This window comes from Polaribacter glomeratus, assembly GCF_002954665.1.
Classification (GTDB): domain Bacteria; phylum Bacteroidota; class Bacteroidia; order Flavobacteriales; family Flavobacteriaceae; genus Polaribacter; species Polaribacter glomeratus.
The window spans coordinates 170,848-185,306 of the sequence record NZ_MSCM01000001.1; the positions used below are offsets into that span (position 1 = coordinate 170,848).

The following is a 14,459-nucleotide window of genomic DNA, read 5'->3' on the forward strand; positions in this document are numbered from 1 at the left end:
TTAAATTATAAGTTAACAAATAAGCTGCGTTAGGGATTGAAATGGCATCCTTTTTTTGAGAAAAAAAAGATATAATGGAAAGCCTGTTAAAACGCCCAAAAAAATATTCAAAAATTAACATGAAGAAAGAGTTATTATTTGTCTTTTTAATAGGTTTTGTTTTTAAAATATCGGCTCAAGGAGTAGATCCTTTAATTACAAAAGATTTTGAAGCCCAAGAAATTTGGGTAAATACTATTTTAAATAAAATGACTATTGATGAAAAAATAGGTCAGTTATTTATGGTGCAAGCCTATTCTAATTTAGATCAAAAACACGAAGATTTTATTACTGAATTGATTACAAAATATCATGTAGGTAATTTAATTTTTATGCAAGGAACTCCAGAAAAGCAAGCAGCACTCACAAATAAATATCAAGCGGCTTCTAAAGTGCCGTTAATGATTGGTTTTGACGGTGAATGGGGTTTAGACATGCGTTTACAAAACACCTATCGTTTTCCTTGGAACATGACTTTAGGCGCAATTCAAGATAATACCTTGATAGAAAAATTTGGTGAGCATTTAGGAAAACATTGCAATCGATTGGGAATTCATATTAATTTTGCGCCCGTTGTAGATATTAATACAAATCCTGATAATCCTATTATTGGGAATCGCTCTTTTGGAGAAAACAAAGAAAATGTTACACAGAAAGCGATCGCTTTTACACAAGGTATGCAAAAATATGGTGTAATGGCAAATGCAAAACATTTTCCAGGTCATGGCGATACTGCAACAGATTCGCATCATACATTACCTGTTTTAAATTTTGATAAGGCACGTTTAGATTCCGTTGAATTATATCCTTTCAGAAAGGTTTTTGATGCAGGAATAGGGAGTGTGATGACGGCGCATTTAAGCATACCAAGTTTAGAGCCAAACGTAGCTTTGCCAACTTCATTATCCAAAAATGTAGTAACCAATTTGTTAAAATATGAATTAGGTTTTAATGGTTTAATAATTACCGATGGTTTAAACATGAAGGGTGCTGCAAATTATGCAACATCCGCAGAAATTGATTTGGCGGCCATTCAAGCAGGAAACGATTTGTTGTTAATTCCGCAAAATGTACCAGCAACCACAAATTTGATAAAAAAAGCAATAGAATTAAACACTTTAAGTATAGCACAAATAGATTTTTCTGTTCGTAAAATTTTAAAAGCAAAATACTGGATGGGTTTAAATACCTACAAACCTATTGTTCTAAAAAATTTACAAGAAGATTTAAACACGATTGATGATGAATTGTTACACAGAAAATTGGTAAAAAATTCGCTTACCGTTATAAAAGATAATAAGCAAAATATACCTTTAGCTAATTTAGAAAACAAAAAAATTGCCTATGTTAATTTAGGAGATGATTCTGGAGACTATTTTTTAGATATGCTTAAAAATTACACAAAGGTTGATGCCATTTCTGATGATAATTTAGATAAATTAATCTTAAAATTAAAACCATATAATCAAGTAATTATAGGTTTTCATAAATCAAATTTAAATCCCTGGAAAAGTTATAAATTTAAAGAAAAAGAACTGGTTTGGTTGCAAGAAATTGCACGTCAAAATAATGTTATTTTAGATGTTTTTACTAGTCCTTATAGTTTATTGCAATTAAAAACATTTACGAAAATAGAAGGTGTAATTGTTTCGTATCAGAATAGTAAGCTAGCACAAGAATTGTCTGCACAACTAATTTTTGGAGCATTCGAAGCCAAAGGGAAATTACCAGTTTCTATTGGTAAAGAATTTAGAGTAGGTTTTGGTATTCATACCAATAGCTTAGGTAGGTTTGAATATACAATTCCGGAAGAAGCAGGTTTATCATCCAAAAAATTAGCAGAGATAGATCGATATGCAGATACTATTTTAAAGGATAAAATGGCGCCAGGTTTTCAAGTCTTAGTAGCAAGAAATGGTAAGGTTGTTTATCAAAAAAGTTATGGACATCATACTGATAAAAAATCGTTAAAGGTAAAAAATTCTGATGTGTACGATTTGGCTTCCTTAACCAAAATTTTAGCTTCTTTACCTTTAATTATGAAAGCAGAAGAAGAGAAAGTAATCTCATTATCTGCCAGCGTAAAAGATATTTTACCAAGTTTTAATAATTCTAATAAATCAGGAGTTTCTGTAATGGAAATTCTTTCTCATTATGGCAAATTAAAAGCTTGGATTCCTTTTTATAAAGACACACAAGACAGTTCTACGCATAAAAATTTGCCATTATTTTATGGTGATAAGCAATCTACTGTTTTTGATGTAAAAGTTGCTGATAATTTATATATCAAAAATTCTTATAAAGACAGTATTTATAAGCACATAAAAGATGCAGATCAAAGAGACAAAAAAGGCTATAAATATAGCGATTTAGGATATTATATTTTTAAAGAAGTTTTAGAAACTGCGTATCATAAACCTTTAAATAAATTGGTAGATGAAGAGTTTTACAAATCTTTAGGAGCAGATAGAATGACGTATCTGCCTTTAGAAAAATTTAATAAAGCTGAAATTGTACCAACAGAAATAGACGACTATTACAGAAATCAATTAGTGCATGGTTATGTGCACGATATGGGTGCTGCTATGATGGGCGGTGTTGGTGGGCATGCAGGTTTATTTGCCAATGCAAACGATGTTGCAAAAATTATGCAAATGTATTTGCAAAAAGGATCTTATGGTGGCAGACGTTATTTAAAAGAAGAAACTGTAGATAAATTTAATCATCGATACTATTCTAATCAAAAAGTAAGAAGAGGTTTAGGTTTTGATAAACCTGAACTAAATAGTGGTGCAACGGCTACCTGCGGTTGTGTTTCTGATGAAAGTTTTGGACATTCTGGTTTTACAGGCACCTATACTTGGGCAGATCCTAAAAGCGGAATTGTTTATGTTTTTTTATCCAACAGAGTATATCCTAATGCAAATAACAGAGCGTTAATTAGAAGCAATGTGCGAACAAAAATCCAGAAAACAATACAAGATGCTATTTTAGATTAGAAGCCGTTTTTTGCTTTTTACCAAATCTATTTTAACTATGTATTTGTGAAGTTTACTTTTTTGTAAACTGTGGCAATCTTATAATTTAATAAGATTACTTTGTTCTTTTTAAGTACGTTTATTAATCAGCGCTAAATCTTCTTGCTATCATTTGCATATATTTCTCATTTTCTGTATTTGTTGGTGATAATTTAGAATATATTAAAATCAATAAAAGTGAAGAAATTAAATAAATAACAGCAATTTCCCAATTGAAAATGAGACTTAGAATCCAAGTTTGTAAACCATAGAAAACAGGAAAAGTAACGATGTTTATTGCGAACCTAAAAGTATCTACAAATTCAACTTCATCAATTTTTTTAGCAATTCTTTTCCAAATTAGCATTGGTAAAAAACTATTTAAAATTATGATATAATACAAAGGTTTTAAAAAGTTCCTTTTCCTTTTATTCTGATTACTATAATTATTTTCAGCAATCATTTTATTTACCAAATCTACATTTGTAAAGTCGATATTTAAACTGTTTAATTTTGATAAAATCGAAGTATATTTTTCATCATCAGCAATATGAACGCTTAGTTTTTTTAACTGATTACTAACCTCGTTTTTTAATTTATTAACCGAATAATTAAGTTCATTACTATTGTAATATTCTTTTGCAGCAATAGGTTTTCCATAATTTATAGACACTTTAGACGGATAAAAAGAAGCGTTTTGATAGGTTAATCCAACCGGAATTATAGTAATTTCTAAGTTTGGATATTTGTCTAAAGTACCAAAAACAATTCGAGTAAACCCTTTACTTAAAGTTCTTATTGTGCGCTTTCTATTATGACTTGCTTCAGGATAAATGAGTAATGTTTTTCCTTTTTTAAATAGCTCAAAACAGTTTTCAAAAATTTCTTTATTTTTTCCTACTTCGCTAAGACCATCTCTTATCCTATAAACAGGCATTAAGTTTAAACTTTCTAAAAATTTCTTAATAAGAGGGTTGTTAAAAGCGGCTGCTCTAACTAAATAGTAACTTATTCTTGGGCAATTGGTGGTAATCATCAAGGGATCTATCATACCATCAGGATGATTTGCACAAAATAAAATAGCACCTTTTTTAGGAATATTTTCGGTACCAGAGACCTTTATTTTTTTGCTGTAAAAAAATAACCCTGTTTTTACTAAAAGCCGAAAAAAGTTGTACCAAATTTTTTGCAACATATTTAGTTTGTTTTTGTTTTTCGTCCCCAATATGTAGCTAACGCCATTCCTGAAAACACATCCCAAATACCCCAAAAAGCAGCTAATAAAGCCATACCGCCTAATCCGTCAAAAAAACCAAATATTAAAAGTAAGCCTAAACCACCATTCTGAATTCCGGTTTCCATTGAAATTGTTTTGCAATCTTGGTTGTTTAATCCGAAGCTTTTAGCGGTGTAATACCCAAGAATAAAAGCAAAAACATTATGAAAAATAACTAAGAATAAAACATGGTGAATATAACTTACAAATACTTCTAAATTTTGAGAAAAAGCTACAAAAATTAGGACAATAAAAACAGTCATAGAAATTGGTTTTAGTAATTTTTCAATTTTAATCGCCATTTCTGAATGATAATGTTTGATGAGCATTCCTGCTATTAACGGAATTCCTAAAATTAAAGAAACTAGTTTAAATAAATCAAAAGGATTTAAAGAAACCGTTTTTAAAATTTCGTTGGTAGGTTCATACAAACTTCCCCAAAACTGTAAATTAAGAGGCGTCATAAAAATACAAATTAGCGTTGCAAAAGCGGTTAAGCTAACAGAAAGCGCTGCATTTCCATCAGCCATTTTACTAAAAAAGTTAGATACATTTCCACCAGGACAAGCAGCAATCATCATCATTCCTAAAGCAAAACTTGGGTGAGGTTCTAAAATTATTATCGCTAAAAAAGTAAAAGCAGGCAACAAAATAAATTGCGATAAAACACCCACCATTAATATTTTAGGATTTTTTAATAAGCGTTTAAAATCGTCTATAGTTATACCTAAAGCCACACCAAACATAATAATAGCAATAGCGATATTTAAAACCCATAAACCGCTTTCGTCAAAGTTTATTTTAATATCGTCTATATTTATTTCGTTTGCTGTTCGGTTCAAAGTTTGTGGTTTAAAGTTAGAAAGTATAGATTATTTTGTTTTTCAATAAAAATCTATGTAATTTATTTTATAATATTAATAAAAAGTGTTCGACAAGCTCAGACTAATATTAGTTCTATAAATTGCAAACAGATAAATTTAGTTTATTAGGCAACATAAAATTATTTTTTTTAATTCATGAATTCGACGTAAAATCAAATCTTGTTTACTGTTTCAAAAGATACTTTTATCACTTATGTTTCTTGTTTCAAAAATATCTTGTTTTAAAACAAAGAAAGTTAATTCGTAAATGCATATTCAATAATATTTGCGCCCATTTTTAAGGCTTTTTCACGAACTTCTTTAGGATTATTATGTATTATTTCATCTTCCCAACCATCACTTAAATCAGTTTCATAATCGTAAAAAATAATCAATCTACCTTCGTAAAACAACCCAAAACCTTGCGCATTTTTTTTATCATGTTCATGAATTTTAGGCATTCCTTCTGGAAATTTAAAAGTCTGGTTATAAATAGGATGATTGCTTGGTATTTCTTGCAATTCTAATTCAGGAAACACTTTTTTAAGTTCGGGTCTTATAAATTTATCCAAACCATAATTGTCTGAAATATGAAGAAATCCGCCAGAAATTAAATAATTTTTTAGGTTTGTAGCTTCTTCATCAGAAAAAAACACATTTCCGTGACCCGTCATAAACAACATTGGGAAGTTAAAAATATCCTCGCTTTCTGCACTAACTGTTTGTGGGTTTTTAGAAATAGTAGTTTTAATAGTGGTATTTGCAAAGGCAACTAAATTAGGAATCGCAGTTGGATTTGCGTACCAATCTCCGCCACCATTGTATTTTAAAATGGCAACGTCTTGTGCCTGTGTAAACAAAAAGAATGAGAATATAAATAAGGTTAAAAATTGCTTCATAAATTTTTAAAAAGAATTTTAAGCAAGATAGTAAAAAATGATTTTACTGATTGATAAAAGATATGTTTTGTATAGCAACTAAACCAGCAGTTTCTGTACGTAATCTACTTTCACCTAAAGAAATAGGAATCCATTTTTTTTCTAAAGCCTTTGTGATTTCTTGAGTAGAAAAATCACCTTCCGGACCAATAAGAATGGTTGTTTTTTCTGATGGATTTACAACAGATTTTAATACTTTCTTTTCTTTTTGGGTTGCGCTTTTGTCTAAAGGTTCGCAATGCGCAATACAAATCGTCCCGTCAAAGGTTTGATTGATAAAGTCATTAAATTTTACAGGTTCATTAATTTTTGGAAGTGTAAATTTTAAAGACTGCTTCATTGCAGCCTGAATAATTTTTTCAAAACGATCTATTTTTACATATCTACGTTCTGAGTTGCTGCAAATAATAGGTGTAATTTCATCAATACCAATTTCTGTTGCCTTTTCTAGAAACCACTCAATTCGGTCGTTATTTTTTGTAGGTGCAATTGCAATGTGCACATAGTATGGCCAAGGTTTTGGCTTTTTTTCGGCTGAAATAATTTCTGCAACACACTTTTTATCACTGGCAATTATAATTTTTACTTCAAATAAAAAACCGAATCCATTGGTAATATGTAAAATGTCCTTTTCTTTTTTTCTTAAAACACGCACAATATGTTTGCTCTCAATTTTATCAAAAGTAATTTGTGTGGTATCTTTAGTAATTTGAGGATTGTAAAATAGTTGCATTTTTCAATATTAAAAGTTGAATGTTCAAGGTTAAAAGTTAAGTTTCAGTATCTAATATCTATGAAATATCCTTTCGATACGTTCTTCTTCTTTTATGAGTTACAGGATTAAAATCCGCCCAAATCTTCTTAATTGATTCATTGTCCTCTAGTTCAGGAGTCCTAATACAGTTTACAATTCCTTTTTTAGTGAAAGTTTTTGTGTATTGATCAAAAATAATTGCTGTAACTCCTTTGTTCTGATAATCTGGATGTACACCAATTAAATAAAAAGTTACATCTTTTGCGTATCTTTTAGCTTTTAACATCCGTAAGATTCCTAGTGGAAATAATTTACCTTTTGCTCTCTGTAAAGCTTCTGAAAAAGAGGGCATTACAATTGCAAAGGCTATAAGTTTATTGTTTTCGTCCATCACAAATTTTATATATTCAGGGTTGATGAAAGAAATATATTTTTTCTTAAAATAAGTTACCTGTTCAGGCGTAATTGGCACATAAGTAGATAGTTTTGAATAGGTTTTATCAAAAACGTCAAACATTTCATCTACCAGAGGCAAAATATCTTTTGTTCTTTTAAAATCAAGTGCTTTTAATTTAAAACGTGCTCTTAATATTTTACTTACTCGATCATAATATGCGGCATCAACATTCTGAAATTTAAACTTATTTTCGAGATATTCTTTTTCTTTAACAAAACCTAATTGCTCTAAATGATCTTTGTAATAAGGATGATTGTACCATGTAATCATGGTTCCTAATTGGTCAAAACCTTCAATTAAAACTCCAGTTTTGTCTAAATTATTAAATCCAACAGGGCCTTCTATAAATTCGAGATTATTTTTTTGCCCTATTTCAAATACTTTATCTAATAAGATTTTACTAACCTCTATATCGTCAATCATATCAAACCATCCAAAACGTATTTTTTTAATATGTTGTGTATTAACTTCAGACCAGTTTATAATTGCAGCTACGCGGCCAACAATTTGTTTGTCTTTGTATGCTAAAAAAAATTGAGCATCCGCACTTTTAAAAACTGGATTTTTCTTCGGATTAAAATTATCTATTTCTTCCTTTATAATTGGCGGAACCCAGAATTTATTTTTCTTATATAACGAAAAAGGAAACAATACAAATTGCTTCATTTCTATTTTGGTAGTAACTTGTTTTAAAGTAATCATAAATTTTTTTGGGGGTTAATTATTCCTTTTTCTTCGATTTCTACTAGAATTTTTGGAACCCTTTTTCGTAAAAATACTAAAAAGTCTCTTAAAAAAACCGTTTTCTTTCTTATTGTAGCGAGAAATTGGTGTGTCTTTTACAATATCTCCACTTTCGTTAATTTCTTTAAAAGAATCTTGATGTCTATTAATTCTATAAGAAACCCCAACACTGCCATAAAACCCTTGAGCTTGCCCTTCGCTAAGTACTCTTGCAGAAGTGTTTATTTGTAAATCTTTGGTAAATAAATAAGCTAAACCGGTTCCTAAATTTGTATTATTTTGATGTTTTAGAAATATAGTCTGGTTTTCAAAAAAGGCAGACCATCGATCACTAAAGGTATAGGTTCCTGTTACTATATATGAGAATTCAGAAAAATCTGTGCCAATTTTGTCATAGTAAAAGTTGGTAATTACATTAAAATCGGTGCTTAAATTATTTTGCAATAAAATTCCTGCTTTAGGAGACATGCTACCTGTTTTATAAATATCATTTACAAAATCGGTATTTAGTCCTGCGTAAATTGCCACGGACGGGATTAATCTCTTGGTATCAAAAGCCATTCTTTTTTTCCAACTTCTAACTTCCTTACTCTTATCATCATATTCTTGCTGAAAAACTAAATATTTAGCACCTATTGTAAAATCGCGAAATCCAGTTGTAGCATAATCTGATGTAAAAACATTTTTAAAGGCAACTTTGTCTTTTTGATAACTCATTTGCAGATTTAATTCTAGTCTTTCTAACAAAAAACTAGTTCTAAATAGCAGATCAAACCCCATAGATTCAGGAATCGAAAAAGTAGGTTCTATGGATGTATTTCTTAAAAACAGATTACTCTCAAATTGATAAACACCAGTTCCTACACTATACGGACTCTCTGAAAACCCTGGTTTGTTAGAGTTTATAACTTCTGTATACTGACTGTAAATAGAAGAAAAACCAATTAGAAATAACAAAAAGAAAAGTGTCAGTTTACGGTTTTTCATCAGCCAAAAAAATATTTTATATTTAAAAATAATATGTTAAACAAACATAGAACAAAAATGCTGTTTTTAAAAGTAATGCATACTTTTTTACTTTTGTAAAAGTTTTATAGTTTCTTATCGTTACAATTGTTATCAAATTGTTACTTTTGATTGATTTTTTAAACAAATATTTCAGATGGGTTTACTAAAGACTATCCTTTATTTATTAGTGTTTTATTATGTTTTTACATTTTTAGCACGTTTGTTAGCACCTTTTTTAATTAAAAAGGCAGCCGAAACGATACAAAAAAAAGCTGAGCAACAGTTTGGCTATCAGCAACCTAAAAGCGGTGTAAGGGAAGGTGAAACAATTATAGATAAAGCACCAAGAAAAGACCAACAGGGTAAAGATACTGTAGGCGAATACGTAGATTTTGAAGAGATAGATTAAGCTCTTTCAAGCATTTAATGTGTTTGGTTTAATAATGTCTCTCTATAAAATACTAAAACTTATTCCTTAAATTAAAATAATAAAAGTGAAGGCTAAGAAAATTTTACCTTATTGTATTGCAATAGCGATATTTATTATAGCATCTTTAATTTATTTTTATCCTGTTTTAAAAGGACAAAAAATAGCACAATCAGATATTACACAGTTTCAAGGAATGGTTAAAGAAATTAACGACTTTAGAGCTGATAAAAACACAGAACCTTATTGGACGGGTGCTTCTTTTAGTGGAATGCCAGCTTACCAAATAAGTGCTTATTACCCTAACGATTTTGTGCGTGTTTTAGACAAAGCACTTCGTTTTTTACCAAGACCAGCCGATTATACATTTTTGTATTTTTTAAGTTTTTTTATATTGATGTTGGCTTTAAAAGTAAAATGGAGATTGGCAATTCTAGGCGCGCTTTCCTTTGGATTTTCTACCTATTTAATTATCATTTTTATTCCGGGTCATAATGCAAAAGCACACGCAATTGCATACATGCCTTTAGTTTTAGCAGGTGTTTTATGGGTTTTTCAGAAAAAATACGTGCTTGGTTTTTTTGTTACAGGTGTTGCAATGGCGCTAGAAATCTATGCAAATCATATTCAAATGACCTATTATCTTGGCTTTTGTTTGTTAATTTTAGGAATCGTAGAATTTATAAATGCTACAAAAGAAAAGAAATTACTAGTTTTCTTAAAGCAGTCTGCTGTAATAGTAGCGGCCGTTATTTTAGGAATTGGTGCAAATTCATCTCGTCTTATGGCGATGAAAGAGTACACAGATTTTAGCACAAGAGGAAAATCTGAATTAACCATAAACGTAGATGGAACAGAAAAAATAGCTACAAAAGGTCTCGATAAAGAGTATATTACACAATTTAGTTACGCAAAATTAGAAACGTTTAATTTATTCATTCCGCGTTTTATGGGCGGCGGAACTGTAGAGGAATTAAATAAAAGTTCTAATTTTTATAAATTAATAGAAGCAAAAGCAGGTAAAAAAGTTGCTGATGATTATTCTAAACAGGTTTTAACATATTGGGGAGATCAACCAATTGTAGAAGCGCCTGCATATATTGGCGCAGTCCTGTTTTTTCTTTTTTTCTTAGGAATTTTCTTAGTAAAAGGAAGATTAAAACAGTGGTTAGTTGCAGCAACAGTGTTTTCAATTTTGTTAAGTTGGGGCAGAAATTTTGAAGGATTAACCAATTTTTTTATAGATTATATTCCATTATATAATAAGTTTAGAGCAGTTTCTTCTATACAAGTTATTGCCGAATTGTGTGTGCCAATTCTAGGTATTTTAGCATTAAAAGAATTCTTTTCAACTAATGTTGCTGTAAAAAAGAAAAGAAAATCGTTAGAAAAAGCAGCTTTTGTTTTTGGAGGATTAATAGTGCTTGGGTTTTTATTGGCGCATAGTTTTTCAACATTTCAAGGTTTAAGAGATACTAATTATCGTGATTTTCCAGGTCTTGTAGATGCCGTAATTGCAGATAGAAAAGCAATGTTATTGAGTGATACTTTGCGTTCATTGGCGTTGGTTTTAGTGGCCGCAATTACTTTAAGATTCTATTTATTTAATAGATTAAAACAAAAATATGCAATTACAATTTTAGCTGTTTTTATTTTGTTAGATTTAATACCAATTAACAAGAGGTATGTAAATGCTACAGACTTTAAAGCATCTAGAAAAGTAGAAAAACCGTTTAAAGCATCTAAAGCAGACAATTTAATCTTACAGGATAAATCACATTTTAGAGTAGTTAATTTTACGACAGATCCAATGCAAGATGGTGCAACTAGTTATTTTCATCAATCTATTGGTGGGTATCATGCTGCTAAAATGGGACGTTATCAGGAGTTATTCGATTATCAAATTGCAGCCAATAATTTGGAAACATTAGATATGTTAAATACCAAGTATTTTATTATTGCTGATGATAACAATGAATTGCAAGCACAGCAAAATCCTGATGCAAATGGTAATGCTTGGTTTGTAGAACAGATAAATTTAGTAAATTCTGCGAACGAAGAAATGAAAGCGTTAGATTCTTTAAATACAAAAACAACCGCTGTTTTAGATAAAAGTAAATTATCAGAAAATAGTAATTTTATTTTTGAGAAGGATTCAACCGCTACAATTAAATTAACAAAATATAACGTCACAGAATTAATTTATCAATCAAAATCTACAAAAGAACAATTTGCTGTTTTTTCTGAAATTTACTATAAAGACGGTTGGAACGCTTATGTTGATGGTAAATTAACACCACATTTTAGAGTAAATTATGTGTTAAGAGGAATGAAAATTCCGGCAGGAGATCATAAAATTACATTTAAATTTGAACCTAAAGTAATTCAGCAAGGCGGCCTTATATCATTGTTTTCATACATTATTTTGATTTTAGTTTCGTCAGTAGCATTTGTTTATAGTAAAAAGAAGAAGAAAAAAATAGCATGAAAATAGGAATGATACTTGATGCTCCTTTTCCTCCAGATCCAAGAGTGGAAAATGAGGCAGTTTCTCTAGTAAATGCTGGTCATCAAGTTTTTCTTTTCTGTTTAAAATATGCAGATGAAAAAGTATCAGAAATTATAAACGGAATTCAGGTTAAAAGGTACAATTCTACTAAATTAGAGTACAAACTTTCGGCGCTCGCGTACACAGTTCCTTTTTATACTTTTTTGATGCAGCAAAAAATTCAACAATTTATAAAGGAAACAAAAATTGAAGCTTTACATATTCATGATATCAGAATTGCTCAAGCAGTTTTTAATGCGAATAAAAAGCTTAATTTGCCTGTAGTTCTAGATTTGCATGATAATATGCCCGAAGTGATGAAATTGTATCCTCACTTGCAAAAGTTTCCAGGAAAGTATATTATTTCTCCTAAAAAATGGAAACAGAAAGAAGAGGGATTTATTAAAAAGGCAACAAAAGTTATTTCAGTTTCACCAGAATTTATAGAAACATTACAAACGAGATTACCATCAGAAAAAGCGAAGTTTATTTTAGTGCCAAATACCATTAGAGCCTCTTTTTTTGAAGCATATACGGTTGATGTATCAGTTATAGAAAAGTACAAAAATAAGTTTGTGATTTTGTATTTGGGTGACACACATATTAGAAGAGGCTTGCAAACTGCAATTTCATCAGTAGAAAAATTGAAGGATAAAATTCCGAATATAAAATTAGTTATCGTTGGTAAAAACACTACAGATGTTGTTTTAAAACAGCAAGTTGAAGATTCAAAATTACAAGATTTTGTAGATTTTGAAGGATGGCAAGACGTTGCTCTTTTTCAGTCTTACATACTTTCTAGTGCTGTTTGTATTTCTCCTTTGCATAGAAATTTACAACATGATGTTGCCTATGCAAATAAAATTTTTCAATATATGAGTTTAGGAAAACCGTTGCTGGTAAGCGATGCAATTGCTCAAAAAAGATTGATAGAAAGAACTAACTCGGGTTTGGTGCATCAAGAAAAGGATGTGGAAGATTTTTCTGATAAAATAGTAAAACTATTTTCTGATGAAAAACTTAGAACTGAATTAGGCGAAAACGGAAAGAATTTTGTTAGAAATGAATTTTCTTGGGAACAAACATCAAAAAAACTCTTACATTTATATGATAATCTTCTAAATTGAAAGTATTAATAATTACATATTATTGGCCTCCAGCAGGTGGTTCTGGTGTTCAGCGTTGGTTAAAATTTGTAAAATATTTACAAAATTTTGATGTTGAACCAATAGTGTATACGGTTGATAATGCAAAGTATCCAAAAGAAGATAAAACCTTACTAGATGAAGTTTCTCCTGCTATAAAAATTCTAAAACAGCCCATTTGGGAACCTACTGATTTGTTTTTTTGGAAGAAAAAAGAAGCACAAAAAAGTGATGTATCAAATGCTGTAAATAATGGTTTTTTATCATTTATAAGAGGTAATTTTTTCATTCCTGATCCAAAAATATTTTGGGTAAATTCTTCTGTAACATTTTTGCATCAGTATTTAAAAGAAAACAAAGTTGATGTTGTAATTTCTACGGGTCCGCCGCACAGCATGCACTTAATTGCGCAGAAGTTAAAACAAAAACATAATATAAAATGGATTGCAGATTTTAGAGATCCTTGGTCTAATTTGTATTATAATGAAGAGTTTAAGCAATTATCTTTTGCTAAAAAGCAGCACGAAAAGTTAGAAAATTTGGTTTTTAAAAATGCGGATTGTATTTTAACCGTTAGTAATTCTTTAAAAAAGGATTTTGACAAAAAGGCAACTAGAGTAGAGGTAATTACCAATGGTTTTGATGATGAAGTACTAACGGAAGCTTCAATAACATTAGATAAAAAATTCTCTATTTCGTATATTGGTCTGCTGCCAAAACAAAGTAATCCAAAGTTATTATTTAAAGTTCTAAAGAGTTTATGTTTCGAAAATACTGATTTTAAAAATGATTTAAAACTCAATTTTATTGGTGATATTTCTGCGGATGTAAAACAAGAAATTACATTAAATAATTTAGAAGGAAACACAGATTTTATTGGTTATGTTTCTCACAGAGAGGCGATAGAGTTTCAGAAAAAAGCACAAGTTTTGTTGCTGTTAATTCCGAATGTTGAGAAATCCGAAGGTATTTTAACAGGAAAACTATTTGAATACTTAACTGCTAAAAGACCTATTTTAGCTATGGGTCCAGAAACGGGAGATTTATCAGAAATATTAAAAGATACAAATGCGGGTATTGTTATTGGTTTTGATAATGAAGTGAAATTAACAAGGGAAATTCGTAATTTATATCAGCAATATAAAACAGGAAATTTACAGGTCAATTCTAAAAACATTGAACAATTTCATAGAAAAGAACTGACTAAAAGGTTGTCTGAAATCATTAAAAATCTATAAATTAA

11 protein-coding genes are annotated in these 14,459 nt (G+C 29.8%); 5 read left to right on the plus strand and 6 right to left on the minus strand.

Annotation, left to right across the window (positions count from 1 at the left end; genetic code table 11):
- Positions 1 to 119: 119 nt before the first annotated feature.
- Positions 120 to 3,038, plus strand: coding sequence for a glycoside hydrolase family 3 N-terminal domain-containing protein (locus BTO16_RS00720; protein ID WP_105021458.1), 2,919 nt, complete (start codon positions 120 to 122; stop codon positions 3,036 to 3,038).
- A 121-nt stretch (positions 3,039 to 3,159) separates the two neighbouring features.
- Here the strand turns inward: BTO16_RS00720 and BTO16_RS00725 are convergent, their stop codons facing one another.
- From BTO16_RS00725 to BTO16_RS00750, 6 genes are all read right to left on the minus strand, one after another.
- Positions 3,160 to 4,251 (minus strand): lysophospholipid acyltransferase family protein, encoded by a 1,092-nt coding sequence (locus BTO16_RS00725; RefSeq protein WP_105021459.1) that lies wholly within the window; start codon positions 4,249 to 4,251, stop codon positions 3,160 to 3,162.
- Positions 4,252 to 4,253: 2 nt separating this feature from the next.
- Positions 4,254 to 5,174, minus strand: coding sequence for a bile acid:sodium symporter family protein (locus tag BTO16_RS00730; protein WP_105019778.1), 921 nt, complete (start codon positions 5,172 to 5,174; stop codon positions 4,254 to 4,256).
- A 278-nt stretch (positions 5,175 to 5,452) separates the two neighbouring features.
- Complete coding sequence (locus BTO16_RS00735; protein ID WP_105019779.1) at positions 5,453 to 6,094, minus strand: DUF4159 domain-containing protein; 642 nt, start codon at positions 6,092 to 6,094, stop codon at positions 5,453 to 5,455.
- Between the two features lie 43 nt (positions 6,095 to 6,137).
- The gene (locus BTO16_RS00740; protein WP_105019780.1) at positions 6,138 to 6,866 is read right to left on the minus strand and encodes a 16S rRNA (uracil(1498)-N(3))-methyltransferase; all 729 of its coding nucleotides are present in this window, start codon (positions 6,864 to 6,866) and stop codon (positions 6,138 to 6,140) included.
- Positions 6,867 to 6,924: 58 nt separating this feature from the next.
- Complete coding sequence (locus BTO16_RS00745; RefSeq protein WP_105019781.1) at positions 6,925 to 8,046, minus strand: GTP cyclohydrolase; 1,122 nt, start codon at positions 8,044 to 8,046, stop codon at positions 6,925 to 6,927.
- A gap of 15 nt (positions 8,047 to 8,061) precedes the next feature.
- Positions 8,062 to 9,075 carry a transporter gene (locus BTO16_RS00750; protein ID WP_105019782.1) on the minus strand — a complete coding sequence of 338 codons (1,014 nt, stop codon included), beginning with the start codon at positions 9,073 to 9,075 and terminating at the stop codon, positions 8,062 to 8,064.
- Positions 9,076 to 9,250: 175 nt separating this feature from the next.
- On the opposite strand from BTO16_RS00750, the gene BTO16_RS00755 reads away from it, so the two are divergent.
- The 4 genes from BTO16_RS00755 to BTO16_RS00770 all read left to right on the plus strand — a co-directional run bounded on the left by BTO16_RS00755 (position 9,251) and on the right by BTO16_RS00770 (position 14,454).
- Positions 9,251 to 9,505: a DUF4834 family protein gene (locus BTO16_RS00755; protein ID WP_105019783.1), complete on the plus strand. Its 255-nt coding sequence runs from the start codon at positions 9,251 to 9,253 to the stop codon at positions 9,503 to 9,505.
- Positions 9,506 to 9,590: 85 nt separating this feature from the next.
- Positions 9,591 to 12,011: a YfhO family protein gene (locus BTO16_RS00760; RefSeq protein ID WP_407675508.1), complete on the plus strand. Its 2,421-nt coding sequence runs from the start codon at positions 9,591 to 9,593 to the stop codon at positions 12,009 to 12,011.
- A complete protein-coding gene (locus tag BTO16_RS00765) occupies positions 12,008 to 13,198 on the plus strand; it encodes a glycosyltransferase family 4 protein (RefSeq protein WP_105019785.1) in 1,191 nt (396 codons plus the stop codon). Before BTO16_RS00760 ends, BTO16_RS00765 begins: the two co-directional genes overlap by 4 nt.
- Positions 13,195 to 14,454: a glycosyltransferase family 4 protein gene (locus BTO16_RS00770; RefSeq protein WP_105019786.1), complete on the plus strand. Its 1,260-nt coding sequence runs from the start codon at positions 13,195 to 13,197 to the stop codon at positions 14,452 to 14,454. The genes BTO16_RS00765 and BTO16_RS00770 overlap by 4 nt, the downstream gene beginning before the upstream one ends.
- Positions 14,455 to 14,459 lie beyond the last annotated feature (5 nt).

Bases quoted from the DNA above. Each gene is read 5' to 3' on its own strand.
- BTO16_RS00750 (WP_105019782.1), bottom strand. From the start codon at position 9,075: ATGAAAAACCGTAAACTGACACTTTTCTTTTTGTTATTTCTAATTGGT.
- BTO16_RS00740 (WP_105019780.1), bottom strand. From the start codon at position 6,866: ATGCAACTATTTTACAATCCTCAAATTACTAAAGATACCACACAAATT.
- BTO16_RS00765 (WP_105019785.1), top strand. From the start codon at position 12,008: ATGAAAATAGGAATGATACTTGATGCTCCTTTTCCTCCAGATCCAAGA.
- BTO16_RS00735 (WP_105019779.1), bottom strand. From the start codon at position 6,094: ATGAAGCAATTTTTAACCTTATTTATATTCTCATTCTTTTTGTTTACA.
- BTO16_RS00755 (WP_105019783.1), top strand. From the start codon at position 9,251: ATGGGTTTACTAAAGACTATCCTTTATTTATTAGTGTTTTATTATGTT.
- BTO16_RS00725 (WP_105021459.1), bottom strand. From the start codon at position 4,251: ATGTTGCAAAAAATTTGGTACAACTTTTTTCGGCTTTTAGTAAAAACA.
- BTO16_RS00745 (WP_105019781.1), bottom strand. From the start codon at position 8,046: ATGATTACTTTAAAACAAGTTACTACCAAAATAGAAATGAAGCAATTT.
- BTO16_RS00720 (WP_105021458.1), top strand. From the start codon at position 120: ATGAAGAAAGAGTTATTATTTGTCTTTTTAATAGGTTTTGTTTTTAAA.